At 69.0% G+C, this 16,839-nt stretch carries 17 protein-coding genes; 9 read left to right on the plus strand and 8 right to left on the minus strand.

Features of this window, described 5'->3' with window-relative positions:
* Window position 1: 1 nt before the first annotated feature.
* Window positions 2-1,267: an aromatic ring-hydroxylating dioxygenase subunit alpha gene (locus E4P42_RS07805; protein WP_135124728.1), complete on the minus strand. Its 1,266-nt coding sequence runs from the start codon at window positions 1,265-1,267 to the stop codon at window positions 2-4.
* Between the two features lie 194 nt (window positions 1,268-1,461).
* On the opposite strand from E4P42_RS07805, the gene E4P42_RS07810 reads away from it, so the two are divergent.
* Together E4P42_RS07810 and E4P42_RS07815 are read left to right on the plus strand one after the other, a co-directional pair.
* On the plus strand, window positions 1,462-2,919 hold the full coding sequence (locus tag E4P42_RS07810; protein ID WP_135124730.1) for an aldehyde dehydrogenase: 1,458 nt from the start codon (window positions 1,462-1,464) through the stop codon (window positions 2,917-2,919).
* A 1-nt stretch (window position 2,920) separates the two neighbouring features.
* On the plus strand, window positions 2,921-3,712 hold the full coding sequence (locus E4P42_RS07815) for an emopamil-binding protein (RefSeq protein WP_135124732.1): 792 nt from the start codon (window positions 2,921-2,923) through the stop codon (window positions 3,710-3,712).
* On the opposite strand, the gene E4P42_RS07820 is transcribed toward E4P42_RS07815, so the two are convergent.
* The gene (locus tag E4P42_RS07820) at window positions 3,699-4,301 is read right to left on the minus strand and encodes a TetR/AcrR family transcriptional regulator (protein WP_135124734.1); all 603 of its coding nucleotides are present in this window, start codon (window positions 4,299-4,301) and stop codon (window positions 3,699-3,701) included. The genes E4P42_RS07815 and E4P42_RS07820 overlap by 14 nt on opposite strands.
* A gap of 69 nt (window positions 4,302-4,370) precedes the next feature.
* Between E4P42_RS07820 and E4P42_RS07825 the strand changes: the two genes are divergently transcribed.
* The 7 genes from E4P42_RS07825 (at window position 4,371) to E4P42_RS07855 (ending at window position 11,390) form a co-directional block, all read left to right on the plus strand.
* Window positions 4,371-5,531 carry a spirocyclase AveC family protein gene (locus E4P42_RS07825; RefSeq protein WP_135124736.1) on the plus strand — a complete coding sequence of 387 codons (1,161 nt, stop codon included), beginning with the start codon at window positions 4,371-4,373 and terminating at the stop codon, window positions 5,529-5,531.
* Between the two features lie 98 nt (window positions 5,532-5,629).
* The gene (locus tag E4P42_RS07830) at window positions 5,630-6,556 is read left to right on the plus strand and encodes an NAD(P)-dependent oxidoreductase (RefSeq protein ID WP_135124738.1); all 927 of its coding nucleotides are present in this window, start codon (window positions 5,630-5,632) and stop codon (window positions 6,554-6,556) included.
* Window positions 6,553-7,308, plus strand: coding sequence for a hypothetical protein (locus E4P42_RS07835; protein ID WP_135124740.1), 756 nt, complete (start codon window positions 6,553-6,555; stop codon window positions 7,306-7,308). Before E4P42_RS07830 ends, E4P42_RS07835 begins: the two co-directional genes overlap by 4 nt.
* A 108-nt stretch (window positions 7,309-7,416) precedes the next feature.
* Window positions 7,417-8,070: a TetR/AcrR family transcriptional regulator gene (locus tag E4P42_RS07840; protein WP_245233926.1), complete on the plus strand. Its 654-nt coding sequence runs from the start codon at window positions 7,417-7,419 to the stop codon at window positions 8,068-8,070.
* 13 nt (window positions 8,071-8,083) lie between these two features.
* Complete coding sequence (locus E4P42_RS07845) at window positions 8,084-9,397, plus strand: acyl-CoA dehydrogenase family protein (protein ID WP_135124744.1); 1,314 nt, start codon at window positions 8,084-8,086, stop codon at window positions 9,395-9,397.
* 32 nt (window positions 9,398-9,429) lie between these two features.
* Window positions 9,430-10,416 carry a phosphotransferase family protein gene (locus tag E4P42_RS07850; protein WP_135124798.1) on the plus strand — a complete coding sequence of 329 codons (987 nt, stop codon included), beginning with the start codon at window positions 9,430-9,432 and terminating at the stop codon, window positions 10,414-10,416.
* The gene (locus tag E4P42_RS07855; protein ID WP_135124746.1) at window positions 10,413-11,390 is read left to right on the plus strand and encodes an NADPH:quinone oxidoreductase family protein; all 978 of its coding nucleotides are present in this window, start codon (window positions 10,413-10,415) and stop codon (window positions 11,388-11,390) included. The genes E4P42_RS07850 and E4P42_RS07855 overlap by 4 nt, the downstream gene beginning before the upstream one ends.
* Here the strand turns inward: E4P42_RS07855 and E4P42_RS07860 are convergent.
* From E4P42_RS07860 to E4P42_RS07885, 6 genes are all read right to left on the minus strand, one after another.
* Window positions 11,387-11,899 carry a hypothetical protein gene (locus E4P42_RS07860; protein WP_167759399.1) on the minus strand — a complete coding sequence of 171 codons (513 nt, stop codon included), beginning with the start codon at window positions 11,897-11,899 and terminating at the stop codon, window positions 11,387-11,389. The two genes, E4P42_RS07855 and E4P42_RS07860, sit on opposite strands and share 4 nt — an antisense overlap.
* 17 nt (window positions 11,900-11,916) lie before the next feature.
* On the minus strand, window positions 11,917-12,474 hold the full coding sequence (locus tag E4P42_RS07865) for a TetR/AcrR family transcriptional regulator (protein WP_135124800.1): 558 nt from the start codon (window positions 12,472-12,474) through the stop codon (window positions 11,917-11,919).
* Window positions 12,475-12,672: 198 nt separating this feature from the next.
* Window positions 12,673-13,821 (minus strand): acyl-CoA dehydrogenase family protein, encoded by a 1,149-nt coding sequence (locus E4P42_RS07870; protein ID WP_135124750.1) that lies wholly within the window; start codon window positions 13,819-13,821, stop codon window positions 12,673-12,675.
* Window positions 13,822-13,837: 16 nt separating this feature from the next.
* Window positions 13,838-14,986, minus strand: a complete 1,149-nt coding sequence (locus E4P42_RS07875; protein ID WP_135124752.1) for a thiolase family protein — start codon at window positions 14,984-14,986, stop codon at window positions 13,838-13,840.
* Window positions 14,987-15,001: 15 nt separating this feature from the next.
* Window positions 15,002-16,216 carry a CaiB/BaiF CoA-transferase family protein gene (locus tag E4P42_RS07880; protein WP_135124754.1) on the minus strand — a complete coding sequence of 405 codons (1,215 nt, stop codon included), beginning with the start codon at window positions 16,214-16,216 and terminating at the stop codon, window positions 15,002-15,004.
* On the minus strand, window positions 16,216-16,839 hold a 624-nt coding region (locus E4P42_RS07885), incomplete at its 5' end, for an SDR family NAD(P)-dependent oxidoreductase (protein ID WP_135124756.1). The genes E4P42_RS07880 and E4P42_RS07885, both read right to left, overlap by 1 nt.

The following is a 16,839-nucleotide window of genomic DNA, read 5'->3' on the forward strand; positions in this document are numbered from 1 at the left end:
GTCACACCCCGGCCGTCTTGCGCTGGTAGTCCTCCACCCAGGCGGCGGTCTCTTTGTGCAGGTGGCGGATCAGCACCTCCTGGTCGCAGAGCACGAACTCGTCGAGCACCCGCGACTCGATCATCGACTGGGTGGCCTCGAGCGTGTTGGCGTCCTGCAGGCCGTATTCCTTGAACGACACCGCCGCCAACTCCTGGGCGATGCGCTCCCGCGGGGTGCGCGGTTTCGGGAAATAGACCGTGCCCTCGAAGATGTGGGTGTTGTGCGACGTCGGCCAGTAGTGGTAGGTCAGGTACCAGCCCTGCCCCCAGAACAGGATGACGAAGTTCGGGAACAGCTGGAACGAATCCAGGCCCCACGGATCGCATTTCGCGGGGTTGAGGCCCGCGGGCATCGCCCCCAGATCCGGCTTGTCCCAGGGCCCGAACAGGCCGCTCTGGCAGATGTCCTCGATCGGCTTGCGCATCTCGTCGGCCATCTCCCAGGCCCGCACACCCGACGTGCTCACCAGCCGGTGCGGACCCTCGATGCGGTAGTGCGGCGCCTCGAACCCGGCCTCCGCGGCGGCCTTCGAGTAGGCGGTCGGCGACTGGTTCGCGTGCAGGACCGGTGCGTGGTAGAACTCCTGGAAGGCGTCCATGTAGAGCTTCCAGTTCGCCTTCACCTCCGAGCGGTAGTAGAACCGCGAGGTCATCCTGGCGAACGGATAGCCCTCGAGATTCGTGATCATCGGCCCGAGGAAGTTCCGTAGCGACTGCTCGGGCTCGTCGGCGAAGTTGACGAAGATGAACCCCTCCCACACCTCGCAGTGCACGGGTACCAGGCCGTAGCGACTTTTGTCGAGGTCGAAGAACTCACCCTCCTGCTGCACGAACGTGAGATCGCCGTCCAGGTCGTAGCGCCAGGCGTGGTACTTGCAGGTGAACTGGCGGCACACCCCGCTGGTCTCCTCCAGCGGCATGTCGTTCCAGACGAGCTTGTTGCCCCGGTGGCGGCAGATGTTGTGGAATGCCTTCACCTCACCGGATCTGTTACGAACGACGATGATCGACGTGTTGACCGCCTTCATCTCCTTGGTGAAGTAGCTGCCCTTGCGCGGCACCTGCTCCACCCGGCCGACGTTCAACCAGGCGCGCCGGAACACCGCTTTGCGCTCGACCTCGTAGAACGCTGGGTCGATCGAATCCTCATAGGACACCGGACCCGTTCCCAGCTGCGGATAGTGCTCCGTCCAGCTGCCCTCCGGCGGTTTGGGGAACCGGGCCATGTGCGTCTCCTGTCGACGGCAAGTGTGCGGCGCCGCCCCTCGCCATGCGCCGGGGGCCAGCCACGACGGGGCAATCTGTCACGCGCAGCTGCCTTTTCGGCAATTCGCTCAGAGCCTGCACCGCCGACGGTATATGCTCCACCCGTTAATCGCAAGTAGTTGATATTACCGTGGCGAAGTGCGGAGGCGTAGGCGTGCGGTGTGAGGAGCTGTTCATCGGCGGCGCCTGGTGTGAGCCCAGCACCGACCGTCGCATCGAGGTCACCTCACCGCACACCGAACAGCCCGTCGCGCACGTGGCGGCCGCCGCGCCCGCGGACGTCGACCGGGCCGTGGCCGCGGCCCGCACGGCGTTCGACGCCGGCGCGTGGGCCCGGACCGACCCGGCCGAACGCATCGACGCGGTCCGGCGGATCGGCGCGGCCTACGGCCTGCGGCGCGGCGAGATGGCCGAGCTGATCACCGCCGAGATCGGCGCGCCGATCAGCTTCGCCCAGCGGGCCCAGGTCGGGCTTCCGCTGATGATGATCGACGCGTTCTGCGAGGTCGCCGCCGGATACCCGTGGAGCGAGAGCCGCCCCGGCCGCTACGGCGCCGACATCGACATCCGGCGCGAACCGGTCGGCGTCGTCGCGGCCATCGTGCCGTGGAACATGCCGCAATTCCTCATCGTCACAAAACTGATCCCCGCACTCCTGGCCGGCTGCACGGTCGTGGTGAAACCGGCGCCGGAGTCACCGCTGGACGCCGTGCTGCTCGCTGAGATCATCGCCGAGGCCGGGCTGCCGCCCGGGGTGGTCAGCGTGCTGCCGGGCGACGGCACGGTCGGCGAGCACCTCGTCCGCCACCCCGGTGTGGACAAGGTCTCCTTCACCGGGTCGACGGCCGCGGGCCGGGCGGTGGCCGCCGCGTGCGCGGCCGACCTGAGGCCGGTGAGCCTGGAACTCGGCGGGAAATCGGCGGCGATCGTCCTCGACGACGCAGACCCGGCGGCGGTGGCGGCCGGCATCCGCTCGGCCAGCCTGTCCAACAGCGGTCAGATCTGCAACGCGCTGACCCGCGTCCTCGTCCCGGACGGACGCGCATCGAAGTTCACCGACGCGTTGGCCGCGGAGGTGTCCGGCCTGGTCGTCGGCGATCCCACCGACGCCGCCACGCAGGTGGGTCCACTGGTGGCCCGCCGCCAGCAGGAGCGCGTCACCGGCTACATCGAGCGCGGCCAGCAGGAAGGAGCGCGCGTGGTGACCGGCGGCGCCGGGATGCCCGACGGCCTCGACCGCGGCTGGTACGTCCGGCCCACGCTGTTCGACCGGGCGGACAACGCGATGACCATTGCGCGCGAGGAGATCTTCGGTCCGGTGCTGACCGTCATTCCCTACACCGATGTCGACGACGCGGTGCGGATCGCGAACGACTCCGACTACGGGCTCGCGGGGTCGGTGTTCACCGCCGACGCCGGCCGCGGACTCGCGGTCGCCGAACGCATCCGCACCGGCACGTTCGGCGTGAACCAGGGCTATCCCATGGATCCGTTCGCGCCGTTCGGCGGCGTCAAAGCCAGCGGGTACGGCCGCGAACTGGGCCGCGAGGGCATCGACGGCTACACCGGCACCAAATCCATTGCGGTGGCGACGAACACCAGGGGAGCATGACATGACGACCGATGCGGTCACGGGCCACGAACCGGACTTCGCCCAGCCGTGGGCGCCGCACCGCCTGCGGATCTACACCGGCACGGCGCTGTTCACCACCGTGATGTTCGTCGGGATGACGCTCGGCGTCGGCGTCGGCCTGATTCCGCCGTCGTTCACGGTCGACGTCGTCGCGAACCTCCTGTTCGGCATCCCGGTGATCCTGCTGCCCTTCGTGCTGCTCTGGGGTGCGCCGGGTGAGCGGCGGACTCGCCTCGACAAGGCCACCGAACTCACCCTCTTCTACCTCCCCTACACCGCCTGCAGCCAGATCGGCTATGAGCTGATGTTCCTCGTCGGCCATCCGCTCGGCCTGTGGACGCCCACCGACGACCCGGGCTGGAAGTGGCTGTGGTGGCAGTACGCGCTGGCCGACACCCGCTACGTCAGCGGCAATCCGTGGATTTTCGCGCTCGAGGTGGTCGGCGTGCTCACCGGCACCACGGTGTTCCTGGTGTGGACCCGGTTGGTGCGCACCACGCTGTCCGGCGAAACCCGGATCCGGTGCCTGTGGATCGCGTTCGCGGGGTGCGCGATCCTGATGAGCAGCACCGCCGTGTACTTCCTGGCCGAGGTGGGCGCGGGCTTCGAGAACATCGGACAGGGCGCCTACGGGCTGGGCTTCAAGTTCATCGCCGAGAACGTGCCGTTCATCGTGTTGCCGCCGCTGGTGCTGTACTCCATCCACCTGCAGATCGACCACCTCACCCGGCGGGCGGGCCCCCGGACCGGCACGGGCGTTACGGCAGCTTGATCGCCGAGACGTACATCTCGACGATCGGCCGGTAGAGGTCGACGTCGTCGAGCTCGCTGCCCAGCACCACCGAATCGCTGGTGGCGACCAGCACCTGGGCGAACGTCGTCGGCGCCATGAGCAGCGCGCCGCCCAACCGGTCGATGCCCGTGACGATGAAGTCGGCCAGCTTGTCGACGACCTCGGCGCGCTTCTGCGCGACGCGCTCCCGCGCGTCAGGGTTGCGCAGCAGGTAGAGCGTGAACTCGTGGCCGAGCGCGGCGTGCTCGGCGCCGCGGTCGATGCTCAGCTGGCGCCACCGCCGCGCGATCTCGTCGAGCTCCCGGGCGCCGACCTGCCGGGCGGACGCCATGACCTCGGCGAACGTGTCGAAATAGCGTCGCCAGTACCGGTCACTCACCGCCAGGAAGAGATCCTCCTTGGTGGCGAAGTGCTTGTAGATCGCCCCCTTGGTGTACCCGGCCGCATGCGCGATGTCGTCGAGTGTTGCTGCGGTGAAGCCCTTTTCGGCGAAGACGTCCTCGGCGGCGTCGAGCAGCAGCGATCGCGTGTGCTCGAGCCGCCGCTCCTTCGTCCACCGCTCCGCCATGCCTGAATTCTGACACAGGATCCGAGAAACCCATTGGATACTCGGATACCGACTGGTATCTTTCGACGGGTGAGCGAACTGTCGAGAAAGCCCACCGTCACCGATTCGACGAGCGCCAGTGCGGATCTGGGCGGCGAGACGCCGGGAGCGTCGAACGCCGTGCGGATCTGGGCGACGGTCGGAGCGGTGTTCCTGGCCTTGACGGTGTACGTGTTCGTCCGATGGGTGACCGGACCCTACTTCGAGCCGGTGGCGGGCGGCCCGAGCGAGCCGCCCCTGTACATGAAGATCCCGCTCATCGCCAACGCCGTCGTGCTGTGGGTCGGCCTGCCGTTCGCCCTGTGGCACTTCCTGATCCGGCCCTGGCTACGGGAGCGACGCATCACGCTCGACGGCATGCTGCTGGTGTCGATGGGTTTGATGATGTTCCAGGATCCGATGCTCAACTACTACAGCACCTGGTGCACCTACAACGCGTGGCTGTGGAACCGGGGATCCTGGGCACCGTACTTCCCCGGCTGGGTGGCGCCCGAGGAACCGGGACACACGGTGCCCGAACCGCTGCTGACCAACATCCCCGGCTACATGTACGGCGTGCTCATGCTCACCATCGTCGGCTGCGCGATCATGCGCAGGATCAGAAACCGCTGGCCGGGGATCAGCAATCTGCGGCTGGTGTTGGTCACCTACGCGATCGCGATCGCCTTCGACGCCGTCATGGAGGGGCTCATCCTCCTGCCGATCGGCTTCTACTCCTACCCCGGCGCCATCCAGGAGCTGTCGATCAACGCAGGCACCTACTACCAGTACCCGATCTACGAGGGCTTCATGTGGGGCGGAGTCCAGGCGGCGCTGTGCTGCCTGCGGTTCTTCACCGATGACCGGGGCCGCACCGTGGTCGAACGCGGACTCGACAGCATCCGCGGTGGATTCGTCCGGCAGCAATTCGTCCGCTTCCTGGCGATCTTCGGTGGGGTCAGCGCCTGCTTCTTCCTGTTCTACAACGTCCCCGCGACGTGGCTGGGCATGCACGGCGACGCGTGGCCCGAAGACGTGCAGAAGCGTTCGTACTTCAATCCCGGCATCTGCGGCGACGGCACCGACCGGCCGTGCCCGAATCCGGATCTGCCGCTGCCGACCGAACACTCGGGGTACGTCAACCACGAGGGCGAGCTCGTACTGCCGGAAGGCGTGTCGATTCCGCCGGTCGTACCGATCGAGGGGCGCTGACGCGCTGACCGCCAACCGGCCGGCCGTCACCGGATCCGGCACCGCGTATTGGTATCAAGTACCTGACACCCGGATGCGGGTGCGCTAGAACAGAACCGATGCTGCACGATGAGAAGGTCCTGATCACCGGCGCGACGGGCAAGATCGCATTCCCGATCGCGCGTGCGCTCGCCGGGCACAACGAGGTCTGGGGTGCGGCCCGCCTGCGTGACCCGGCCCACCGGGACAGGCTCTCGGCTGCCGGCATCCGTCCGGTGGCCCTGGACATGAGCGCCGGCGACTTCTCGGACCTCCCGGACGATTTCAGCTACGTCTTCCACGCCGCCGTCGACACCGGCGCCGGTGACTGGAACCGCTGCGTCACCACGAACGCGCAGCATTCCGGGGACCTGCTGCACCACTGCCGGCGAGCGAAGGGGTTCGTGTTCTGCTCGACCGGCTCCATCTACGGCTACCAGGGCCGCCGCCCGCTGCGCGAGGACGATCCCCCTGGTGTGCCCCTGCGCTCGAACTACAGCTTCTCCAAGGTGGCGGCCGAAGCCGTGTGCACGTGGGTGGCGCAGCGCCAGCGCATTCCGCTCACGATCATCCGGATCTGCTCGACGTACGGCCCGGAGGGCGGCGCACCCGCCGACCGGCTGGCGATGATGCTGGCGGGCAAACCGATCCGGCTGCATCCCGATCGGCCGAACAACTACAACCCGATCTACGAGGACGATTACGTCGACCTCGGTATCCGGGCGATGGAGGTCGCCGGGACGCCACCTGTGGTGGTGAACTGGGCAGGCAGCGAAACCGTCAGCGTCGAGGACTACTGCGCCTACCTCGGCGCCCTGGTCGGCGTCGATCCGGTGTTCGACTACACCCCGGACGCCCACACCCCGCTCTGGCCCGACGTGACCCGCATGCACCGGATTCTGGGCCGGACGAGAGTGCCCTGGCGCGAAGGCTTCCGCCGCATGGTGGCGGCGCGGCACCCCGAGATCGAACTACCCGCCGACGTGCGGTCAGGAGGGACTCCATGACACTGCCCGGCATCCCGTCCGACCAGCTGAACAGCGTCCTGGCGGCCGGGCGTGGCGAGGTCGGCACGCTGTTCGTGTCGATGGCGCGCAAGCACCCGGACGGCCGCGACGCGGAGTACCTGCGGTGGCACACCCTCGACCACCGGCCGGAGCAGCACCGGCTTCCGGGGGTGCGCGCCTCGGTGCGCCTGGTGTCCACACCGCAGTGCCGGGCCGCCCGGTTGGCGGCCGCATCAGGACCTGACGCCCGCTTCGACGACATCGACCACGTGATGACGTACTTCTTCACCGACCGGACCGGCTTGCGAGCCTTCAACGACCTCTCGACGGCGCTGGGCGACGGGGGCCGCAAGTTACCGCTGCTCCCGCCGGTTCAGCGCGGCGTGTACACGGTGATGACCAAAACGGCCGCGCCGCGGGTCAAAGTCGGGTCGGACGTGTTGCCCTGGTGGCCGTTTCGCGGTGTGGTCCTGCTCCTCGAGACGGCCGGCGATGCACCCACCGGGCTGACCGACGTCGACGGGGTGGCCGGCGTCTGGTCGGCGACGTCCCACCGGGTCGATGCGAGCCTGGCGAGCGCCGGCGAGGGCCAGGTGCTCACCTACTGCTTCACCGATGACGACCCCGCGCGCGTCGCGGGGCGTCTGGCCCCCCTGCTGGCGCGCCGGTGGGCGGCCGGCGATGCGCAACCACTGCTGGCCGCGCCGTTTCACCCGGTGGTGCCGCACGAGTGGGACCGCTATGTGCCCTAGGCCGATCACATGCGATGCGTCCCATGGTGGCCTTGGACACGCGAAGCGGTAGAAGTTAGTCACCGGTCAACTCTTGCATTGCCCGAAAACCCTGTTAGGTTCGTCCTTGTGGCGGCACCCGACAGCGGTTCCACTGTTGACCAAGGTCAGCGGCGAACGTCACTGCAGCAGGCCCGGTCGCGGGAGACCAGGCGGATGCTGGTCCAGGCCGCGATGGCGCTGTGGCGCACGAACGGCTACGCCCGCACCACCGTCGCCGACATCTGCACGGCCGCCGGCGTCTCCAAGGCGCTGTTCTACTTCTACTTCCCGCGCAAGGAAGACGTGCTGTTCGAGGTCGGCGTCATGTCGACCGATTCGGCCAGGCGGACGGCGCAGGCGATGCTCGACCGACCCTACGAGGTCCTCACGGTGGTCGGGGCTGCGCTGGCCGATCTCGAGAGGTCCATGGCGCGCAACCCGCCCGAACTGGTCATCGCCGCGATCCTGGAGGGGTATCGCCACGAGCACCGGATCCTCGCGGGCGACGAACCCGCCGACACCGACGGCGGGATGTTCACCGCGCTGTTCGAGCGGGCTCAGCGCGACGGCAAGCTGGCCCGTCACATCGATACCGGCCACCTCGCCTACGTGGCGCACACGCTCGTCAGCGAAGGCGCCCGGCACTGGGCGGCAGGCGCTTTCGCCGGCCGCTCGTTCACCGAAGTCGTCGGCGCGGACATCGCCGCGCTGATCGCCGGCTACAGCCGCGCAGATCGCTGAAGAGGAGACCACGATGGCGTGGGATTTCGAGACCGACCCCGAATACCAGAGGGTCCTGGACTGGGCCGACGAGTTCGTCCGGGAGGAGGTCGAACCGCTCGACCTGGCGTTCCCGCACCAGCAGTTCGTGCCGCTGGACGCCAACCGCAGGAAAGTGATCGAGCCGCTCAAGGACGAGGTGCGCCGCCGGGGGCTGTGGGCCACCCACCTCGGCCCCGACCTCGGCGGTCAGGGATACGGTCAGCTGAAACTGGCGCTGCTCAACGAGATCCTCGGCCGGTCGCAGTGGGCGCCGATCGTGTTCGGCTGCCAGGCACCCGACACCGGAAACGCCGAGATCATCGCCCACTACGGCACCGACGCGCAGAAGGAGCGCTATCTGCGCCCGCTGCTCGAGGGTGAGCTGTTCTCCTGCTACTCGATGACCGAACCGCACGCCGGCGCCGATCCGACGCTGTTCACCACCAGGGCCGTCCGTGACGGGGACGACTGGGTGATCAACGGCTGGAAGTTCTTCTCCTCCAATGCCGCCACCGCCGCATTCCTGATCGTCATGGTCGTCACCAACCCGGACGTGAGCGCCTATCAAGGCATGTCGATGTTCCTGGTGCCGACCGACACGCCCGGGGTGAACATCGTGCGCAATGTCGGCCTGCACGGTGAACGGGACAACGAGGGCAGCCACGCGCTGATCCACTACGACAACGTGCGGGTGCCCGCCGATGCCCTGCTCGGCGGTGAGGGTCAGGCCTTCGTGATCGCCCAGACCCGGCTGGGTGGCGGCCGCATCCATCACGCGATGCGCACGATCGGGCTGTCCCGCAAGGCGCTCGACATGATGTGCGAACGCGCCCTGAGCCGCCGCACCCAGGGCAGCCTGCTGTCGGACAAGCAGTTCGTGCAGGGCTACATCGCCGACTCCTACGCCCAGCTGCTGCAGTTCCGGCTGATGGTGCTCTACACCGCGTGGGAGATCGACAGGTACAACGATTACAAGTTGGTGCGCAAGGACATCGCGGCGGTGAAGGTGGTCATGCCGACCGTGCTGCACGACATCGCCTGGCGGGCCATGCAGGTGCACGGCGCGCTCGGCGTGACCAACGAGATGCCGTTCCTCGGCATGGTGACGGGGGCGGCGGTCATGGGCCTGGCCGACGGACCGACCGAGGTGCACAAGACCACCGTCGCCAAACAGGTTCTGCGCGACCACACCGGCACCGAGGACACCTGGCCCTCGGAATGGATACCGGGTAAACGCGAGAAGGCGCGGGCCAAGTTCGCGCAGTACCTCGAGGAGGCCATCGACCACGAGGTGGGCAATCTGTGACAGCGATCGACGTGGGGCGCCTCGCCGACTGGATGGACACCGCCGCGCTGCCCGGCCGCGGCGAACCGGTCGAGACGCGGTTCCTCTCGGGTGGCACCCAGAACGTCATCTACGAGATCCGCCGCGGGGAACACCGCTGCGTGCTGCGCATGCCACCGCCCGGCGCACCCCCGGACCGCGACCGCGGCATCCTGCGCGAGTGGCGGATCATCGAGGCGCTCGACGGCACCGACGTACCCCACACCGCGGCCGTCGCCGTCTGCGACGACCCCGCGGTCCTCGGTCGGCCCTTCTATCTCATGGGCTTCGTCGACGGCTGGTCCCCGATGGACCAGCGGCAGTGGCCCGAGCCGTACCGTTCCGACCTCACCGCCCGGTCCGCCCTGTCCTACCAGCTGGCCGAGGGCATCGCGCTGCTGGCCAGGGTCGACTGGCGCGCGGCGGGTCTGGCCGATCTCGGCCGGCCGGACGGCTACCACGAACGCCAGGTCGACCGGTGGACCGCCTTTTTCGACCGGATCAGGGGTCGCGATCTCGAGGGCCTCGACGTCGCGACCGCGTGGTTGCGCGCGCACCGGCCGCTCGACTTCGTTCCCGGCCTCATGCACGGCGACTACCAGTTCGCCAACGTGATGTACCACCACGGCACCCCGGCCCGGCTCGCGGCGATCGTCGACTGGGAGATGGGCACGGTCGGGGACCCGAAACTCGACCTGGCATGGATGGTGCAGGGCTGGCCCGCCGACACCGACGCCCCCGCCGACGGCGAGATGGACTACGTCGACATGCGCGGTATGCCGTCACGTGACCAGGTGGTCGAGCACTACGCGCGGGTGTCGGGACGCCAGGTCGACGACCTCGACTACTACCTGGTGCTGGCCAAGTGGAAGCTGGCGATCGTGCTGGAACAGGGTTTCCAGCGCGCCGGCGACGATCCCAAGCTGCTCGCCTTCGGCCCGATCGTGCCCGCGCTCATGCGGTCGGCGGCCGAGCTCGCCGAGTCCACCGACTACCGATGAGGGCTGCGGTCTGCCCCGCTTACGGCCCGCCCGAGGTGGTCCGGATCTGCGAGATCCCCTCTCCACAACCGGGCCCCGGCCGGGTTCTCGTGCGGGTCAGCGCGGCGGCGGTCAACTACCCCGACGTCCTGCTGATCGCCGACGCGTACCAGCTGCGCATCCCGCCGCCGTTCGTCCCCGGCAGCGAGTTCGTCGGCACGGTGGTGCAGATCGGTGACACCGGCCACGGCACAGAGCATTTCGCGGTCGGCGACCGGGTGGCAGGCACCGCGCTGCACGGCGCATTCGCCGAGCAGGTGGTGGCCGCGGCCGCCACGCTCACCCACGTGCCCGGCACCGTCTGCGACCATGACGCGGCCGCCTCCGGGGTGGCGCACCGCACCGCCTACCACGCACTGCGTTCAGTGGCGCGGGTGCGGGCGGGCGACGACGTGGTGGTGCTGGGCGCGGGCGGCGGGGTCGGGTTGGCCGCGGTCGCGCTCGCCGCGCACCTCGGTGCCACGGTGACGGCGGTGGCGTCCACGGCCGAGAAGCTGGCGGTGGCGGCGACCCACGGTGCCCGCCACCTCGTCGACCACCGGGCCCAACCGCTGCGGGACGCGTTGCGATCGGTACTGCCGCAGGGCGCCACGGTGGTGATCGACCCGGTGGGCGGGGCGCTGTCCGAACCTGCGCTGCGGTCCCTCGGCCGGGGCGGCCGCTTCGTCACGATCGGGTTCGCCTCCGGCGAGATCCCCCGCATACCGCTGAACCTGGTGCTGGTCAAAGGGGTGACCGTCCGGGGTTTTCAGTTCGGCGACATCGCACCGGACGACATGCACCGCAACGAACGGGAATTGGCCGATCTGCTGGCCGGCGGGCGGATCCGTCCGCACATCGGCGCGGTCTACCCGCTCGCGGACACCGCGGCCGCGCTGCGGCTGGTGGCCGACGGCCGGGCCGTCGGCAAGGTCGTCGTCGACGTGGCCGGTTAGCTGGCCGGAATCAGGTCCGCAGCCACCGACGGCCGGCTCATCATGCCGGCCCGGAAGGTCTCGACGTCACCCACCAAGTCGGCCGCGATGTCGCCGGCCGCGGCCAGCGCCTGCGCCTTGAAAGCTCGTGCCGCCGCGCTCAGTTCGTGGCGGACGCTGTCGACGTTGCGGTCCAGATCGGCCGGGCAGTGCTCACCCCACAGCGTCACCTCGGTCAGGCGGTGGTCGAGCGCGTTGCGCACGTGCTGGCGCACCCGTTCGTCGGTCTCGTACAGGTCGGCGGCGATGGCCACGGTCTGCGGGTGGGGCCGGTCGGACCAGGAGTCGAGGACCGGCCCGAGTTCGATCACCCTGGCGCCGAGGATCTCCAGCGGCCGCACGTCCTCGCCGGTGCTGCCGATGAGCACGGTGACGTCCCACCCCGCCATCGCGCGGTCGTAGAGCCATCCGCCGGCGAACACCACCGCGTCGAGGACGGTCGCGGCGCAGACGTCGAGTCGGTAGCGCATGTCGATTTCTGAGGTCATCACACGGTCTCCTCGGGCTGGTGTTGTGGGGGGCTGAAGTCGGTGGCCAGCGATTCGGCGTACGCCTCGAACACCTCGGCCAGGGGGATCGACGGGTCGAGCAACCATGAGGTCTCCATTCCGTTGACGAAGGCGAGAATCTCCACGGCCTTGACGGCCGCGTCGAAGTCCTGGCGGTAGCGGCCGTCGCGCTGACCCCGCCGGATGATGTCGGCGACGATCTCCACGGCCGCCCGCTGGCGCTTGAGGAGGCGGTCGTGCAGGGGCGCATCGGGAGCGATGTTCTCGACGAGCAGGACGGTGAACGTCCCGACCAGTTCCGGTGCGCGTTCGAAGCGCTCGGCCACCCGGGCGATCTGCTCGAACAGGTCCCCGGTGCGGTCGGCGTGGGTGTCGTCGTCGAGGTCACGCGCGTCGAGCACCGCGTTGAGCAGCTGTTCCTTGGATTCGAAGTGGTGTAGCAACCCCGCCGGGGTGACGCCGGCCTCGCGTGCGATCTGCGCCAGCGAAGTGTTGCGCCAGCCGTTGCGGGCCAGCAGACGCTCGGCCACCGCCATGATGCGTTGCCGCCGATCCTCGCCCTTGGCCAATAGCGTGGCGTACGGCCTCGGCGTTTCCAGGGTGGACACCGAACTCCTTCGTTCAAACCAACCTAGTGAACACACAGTAGGTAGGTTTTGCGCGTGTGACAAGGGTCTCACCGAAGAAAGGTTTAACGCTGCATCACACCGCTGGTCAGCAGCTCAGCAAACCGCTTAAAGCCCGAGCGACTTGGCGATGATCACCTTCATCACCTCGCTGGTGCCCGCATAGATGCGCGCCACGCGGGCGTCGTTGTACAGCCGGGCGATCGGATACTCCATCATGTACCCGTAGCCGCCGAACAGCTGCAGGCACCTGTCCACCGCGCGGGCCTGCATCTCGGTGCAGAACAGTTTGACCCGGGCGGCGTCCTCGCGGGACAGCACGCCGTCGACGTGGTCGAGCACCGCGCGGTCGAGCATCGCCTGGGCGGCCTCGATCTCGGTGGAGACGGCGGCCAGTTCGAACTTGGTGTTCTGGAACGAGGCGACCGGGGTGCCGAACGCGGTGCGGTTCTTGACGTAGTCGATGGTCACGTGCAGCGCCGAACGCGCCTGCGCGACCGACCCGACCGCAACCGTCAACCGCTCCTGCGGCAGATTGTGGCCGAGGTACCCGAACGCCTCGCCCTCCTCCCCCAGCAGGTTCGCCGCGGGCACCCGGACGTCGGTGAACGACAGTTCCGCGGTGTCCTGCACCTTGCAACCCATCTTCTCCAGTTCCCGGCCGCGCTCGAAGCCGGGCATACCGTCCTCGACCACCAGCAGAGACAGGCCGTGGCGCCGGTTGTCCGGATCGGTCGAGGTGCGGGCGACCACGATCACCAGGTCGGCCTGGATTCCCCCGGTGATGAATGTCTTGGCGCCGTTGACGACGTAGTGGTCGCCGTCCCGCACCGCCGTGGTCCGCATCCCCGCCAGGTCCGAGCCGGTTCCCGGTTCGGTCATCGCGATCGCCGTGAGCAATGTGCCCGCCGCCAGTCCGGGAAACCAGCGGCCCCGCTGTTCGGCACTCGCATAGCGCAGGAAGTACGGGAGGATGACCTCGAGCTGGGTGCGCACCGTCGACAGCGTCACCAGCGCGCGGGCGGCCTCCTCCTGCAGCACGACGTTGTAGCGATAGTCATCGACTCCCGCACCTCCGTACTCCTCGGGGATCGCCATACCCAGCATGCCGAGTGCACCCATCTGCTTGAACACGTCGCGCGGCATGCGGCCGGCCTTCTCCCACTGCGGGTAGTGGGGAACCACCTCTTTGTCGACGAAGTCGCGGGCCAGCGCCCGGAACGCGGCGTGGTCGTCGGTGAACAGCTCTCGGCGCATGCGGTGTCTCCCGGTTCTAGGCGATGAGCTCGACGATGGTGGCATTGGCCGTGCCGCCGCCTTCGCACATGGTCTGCAGTCCGTAACGGATCCCGTTGTCGCGCATGTGGTTCAGCATGCGGGTCATCAGCACCGCTCCGGACGCGCCCAGCGGGTGCCCGAGTGCGATCGCCCCGCCGAGCGGGTTGAGCCGTGCCTCGGCGGCGCCGGTTTCGGCCAGCCAGGCCAGCGGCACCGGCGCGAACGCCTCGTTGACCTCGAACACACCCACCTCGTCGATCGTGACGCCCGCCCTGTGCAGCACCTTCTCGGTGGCGGGGATCGGGCCGGTGAGCATCAGCACCGGATCCGCCCCGGTGACCGCGCCCGCCCGGTACCGCGCGATCGGGGTGAGGCCGAGCTGCACGGCGTTCTCGGCGGTCATCACCAGCAGCGCGGCCGCGCCGTCGGAGATCTGCGACGAGTTGCCCGCGTGGATCACCCCGTCGTCGGTGAATGCCGGCTTGAGTCCGGCCAGCTTCTCCACCGACGTGCCGCGGCGCACCCCCTCGTCGGCCGTCACCGGCGGCCCCTCACCCGGGAAGACCGGCACGACCTGGGCGTCGAACGCACCGGTGTCCTGTGCGGCCGCGGCGAGCTCGTGCGACCGTACGGAGTACTCGTCGAGGCGGGTGCGCGAGAAGCCCCACTTCTGGGCGATCAGTTCGGCCGAGATGCCCTGGTTGAACGAGAAATCGTCGTATCGCTCGAAGACCTTGGGACCGTAGGGCGTTCCGGTCGCGCGGGCGGCCCCGAGCGGCACCCGGCTCATCACCTCGACACCCCCGGCGACCACGACGTCCTGCTGGCCGGACATCACCGCAGCCACGGCGAAGTCGATTGCCTGCTGACTCGATCCGCAGGCGCGGTTCACGGTCGTGCCGGGGATCCGTTCGGGCCAGCCGGCGGCCAGCACGGCGTAGCGGCCGATGTTGCTCGACTGGTCGCCGACCTGGGAGACGCAGCCCCACACGACGTCGTCGACGACATCGGGTTCCAGGCCGGCGCGCAGCATCAGCTCGTTGAGCACCAGCGCCGACAGATCGGCGGCGTGCATGCCGGACAGCCCGCCGTTGCGCTTGCCGACGGGGGTGCGGACGGCCTCGACGATCACGGTCTCGCGCATGATGGCTCCTCTCGACTACGCGTAGGCGGGCCCGATCGCGCCCTGCTCGCGCAGCGCCGCGATCTCGCCGGCCGACATTCCCAACCCGCTCAGTATCGCGTCGGTGTGCTGGCCGAGCCCCGGCACCGCACCCATCGGCTGTTCGAAGCCTTCGACGACCGGCGGCGGCAACAGCGCCGAGATCTCGCCGTGGGGCGTCTCGATGGTGCGCCAGCGGTCGCGGGCGGTCAGGTGTGGGTGCGCGACCACCTCACTGGGCACGTTGTAGCGGGAGTTGCCGATGCCGGCGTCATCGGCCGTCTTCTGGATGTGGGCCAGATCGTGTTCGGCACACCATGATCCGATCGCCTCGTCGAGGACGTCGCGGTGCGCGACCCGAGCGGCGTTGGTGGCGAAGGCAGGGTCTGCGGCCAGGTCCGGGCGGTCGATGATGTCGCGGGCCAACCGCTGCCATTCGCGGTCGTTGGTGGTGCCGAGCACGACGGTGTGCCCGTCGCGGGTGCCGTAGGCCCCGTAGGGGGCGACCGCGGGCGAGCTCATGCCCAGCGGCTGCTGGTCGACGCCGGAGTGCTGGGTGTAGGTCAGCTGGTAGCCCATGATGTCGGTCATGGTGTCGAACAGGCTGACCGCGACTGCCGGCGCCGGTGCCGCACCACGCCGGCCGCGGGCATAGAGCAGCGTGACGATCGACAGCGCGGCGTACAGGCCGGTCGAGATGTCGGCCACCGGCGGACCGGGTTTGGCCGGCAGCCCGGGGTGGCCGGTCACCGCGCACGCCCCGGACTCGGCCTGGATCAGCAGATCGTAGGCGCGCTTGTGCGAGATCGGGCCGCCCGCACCGTATCCGTCGATCTCGACGGGGATCACGCCCGGATGGCGGTCCTTCAGGTCGGCGGCGCCGATGCCCATCCGGGCCGTCGCGCCGGGCGCGAGGTTGGACACCAGCACGTCGGCGCGGTCGAGCAGCCGGTGCAGCACCGCCATGCCCGCGGGCGACTTGAGGTCCAGTGTGAGGGACTCCTTGCCCCGGTTGACCCACACGAAGTGGGCGGCCTGACCCTTCACCACGTCGTCGTAGTACCGGGCGAAGTCGCCGCCGGCGGGGTTCTCCACCTTGATCACCCGGGCGCCGAAGTCGGCGAGCACCCGCGTGCACATGGGCGCGGACACCGCCTGCTCGAGCGTCACGACGGTGATGCCGGCCAACGGCGCCTCGGATGAGTCGGTCATCACATCACCATGCCACCATCCACCGGTAGCACCTGACCGGTGATGTAGGAGGCGGCGTCGGACGCCATGAACACGAACGCGCCGGCCACCTCCCCGGGTCCCGCCCACCGTTTGAGCGGGATCCGGTTCATCATGTTGGCGGCGAACTTCTCATTGGTGCGGATGGTCTCGGTCATCGGCGTCGCGGCCAGCGGGGCGAGCGCGTTGACCATGATGTTCTTCGGAGCGAGCTCACGCGCCAGCGATTTGGTGAACCCGATCAGTCCGGCCTTGGCGGCCGAGTAGTTCACCTGGCCCAGGGTGCCGGTGAGGCCCGCTGCCGAGGTCACGTTGATGACCCGGCCGGTGCCGTCGGTCGGGATGTGCGGCAGCGCCGCCTGCGTGCAGTGGAACGTCCCCATCACGTGCACGTCGAACGTCAGCCGAAACGTCTCTTCGGTCAGCTTCGGGAACATCGCCGGCGAGGTGACGCCGGCGTTGTTGACCAGGATGTGCAGTGCGCCCCCACCGAGGCCGGCCGCCTGCTCGGCGGCCGCGTCGGCGGCGGCCCGGTCCCCCACATCGAGCGGGCAGGCGTCGGCGCTCCCCCCGGCGGCGCGGATGCGGTCGGCGACGGCCGCCGC

The organism is Mycobacterium sp. PS03-16 (genome assembly GCF_004570325.1).
Lineage (GTDB): Bacteria > Actinomycetota > Actinomycetes > Mycobacteriales > Mycobacteriaceae > Mycobacterium.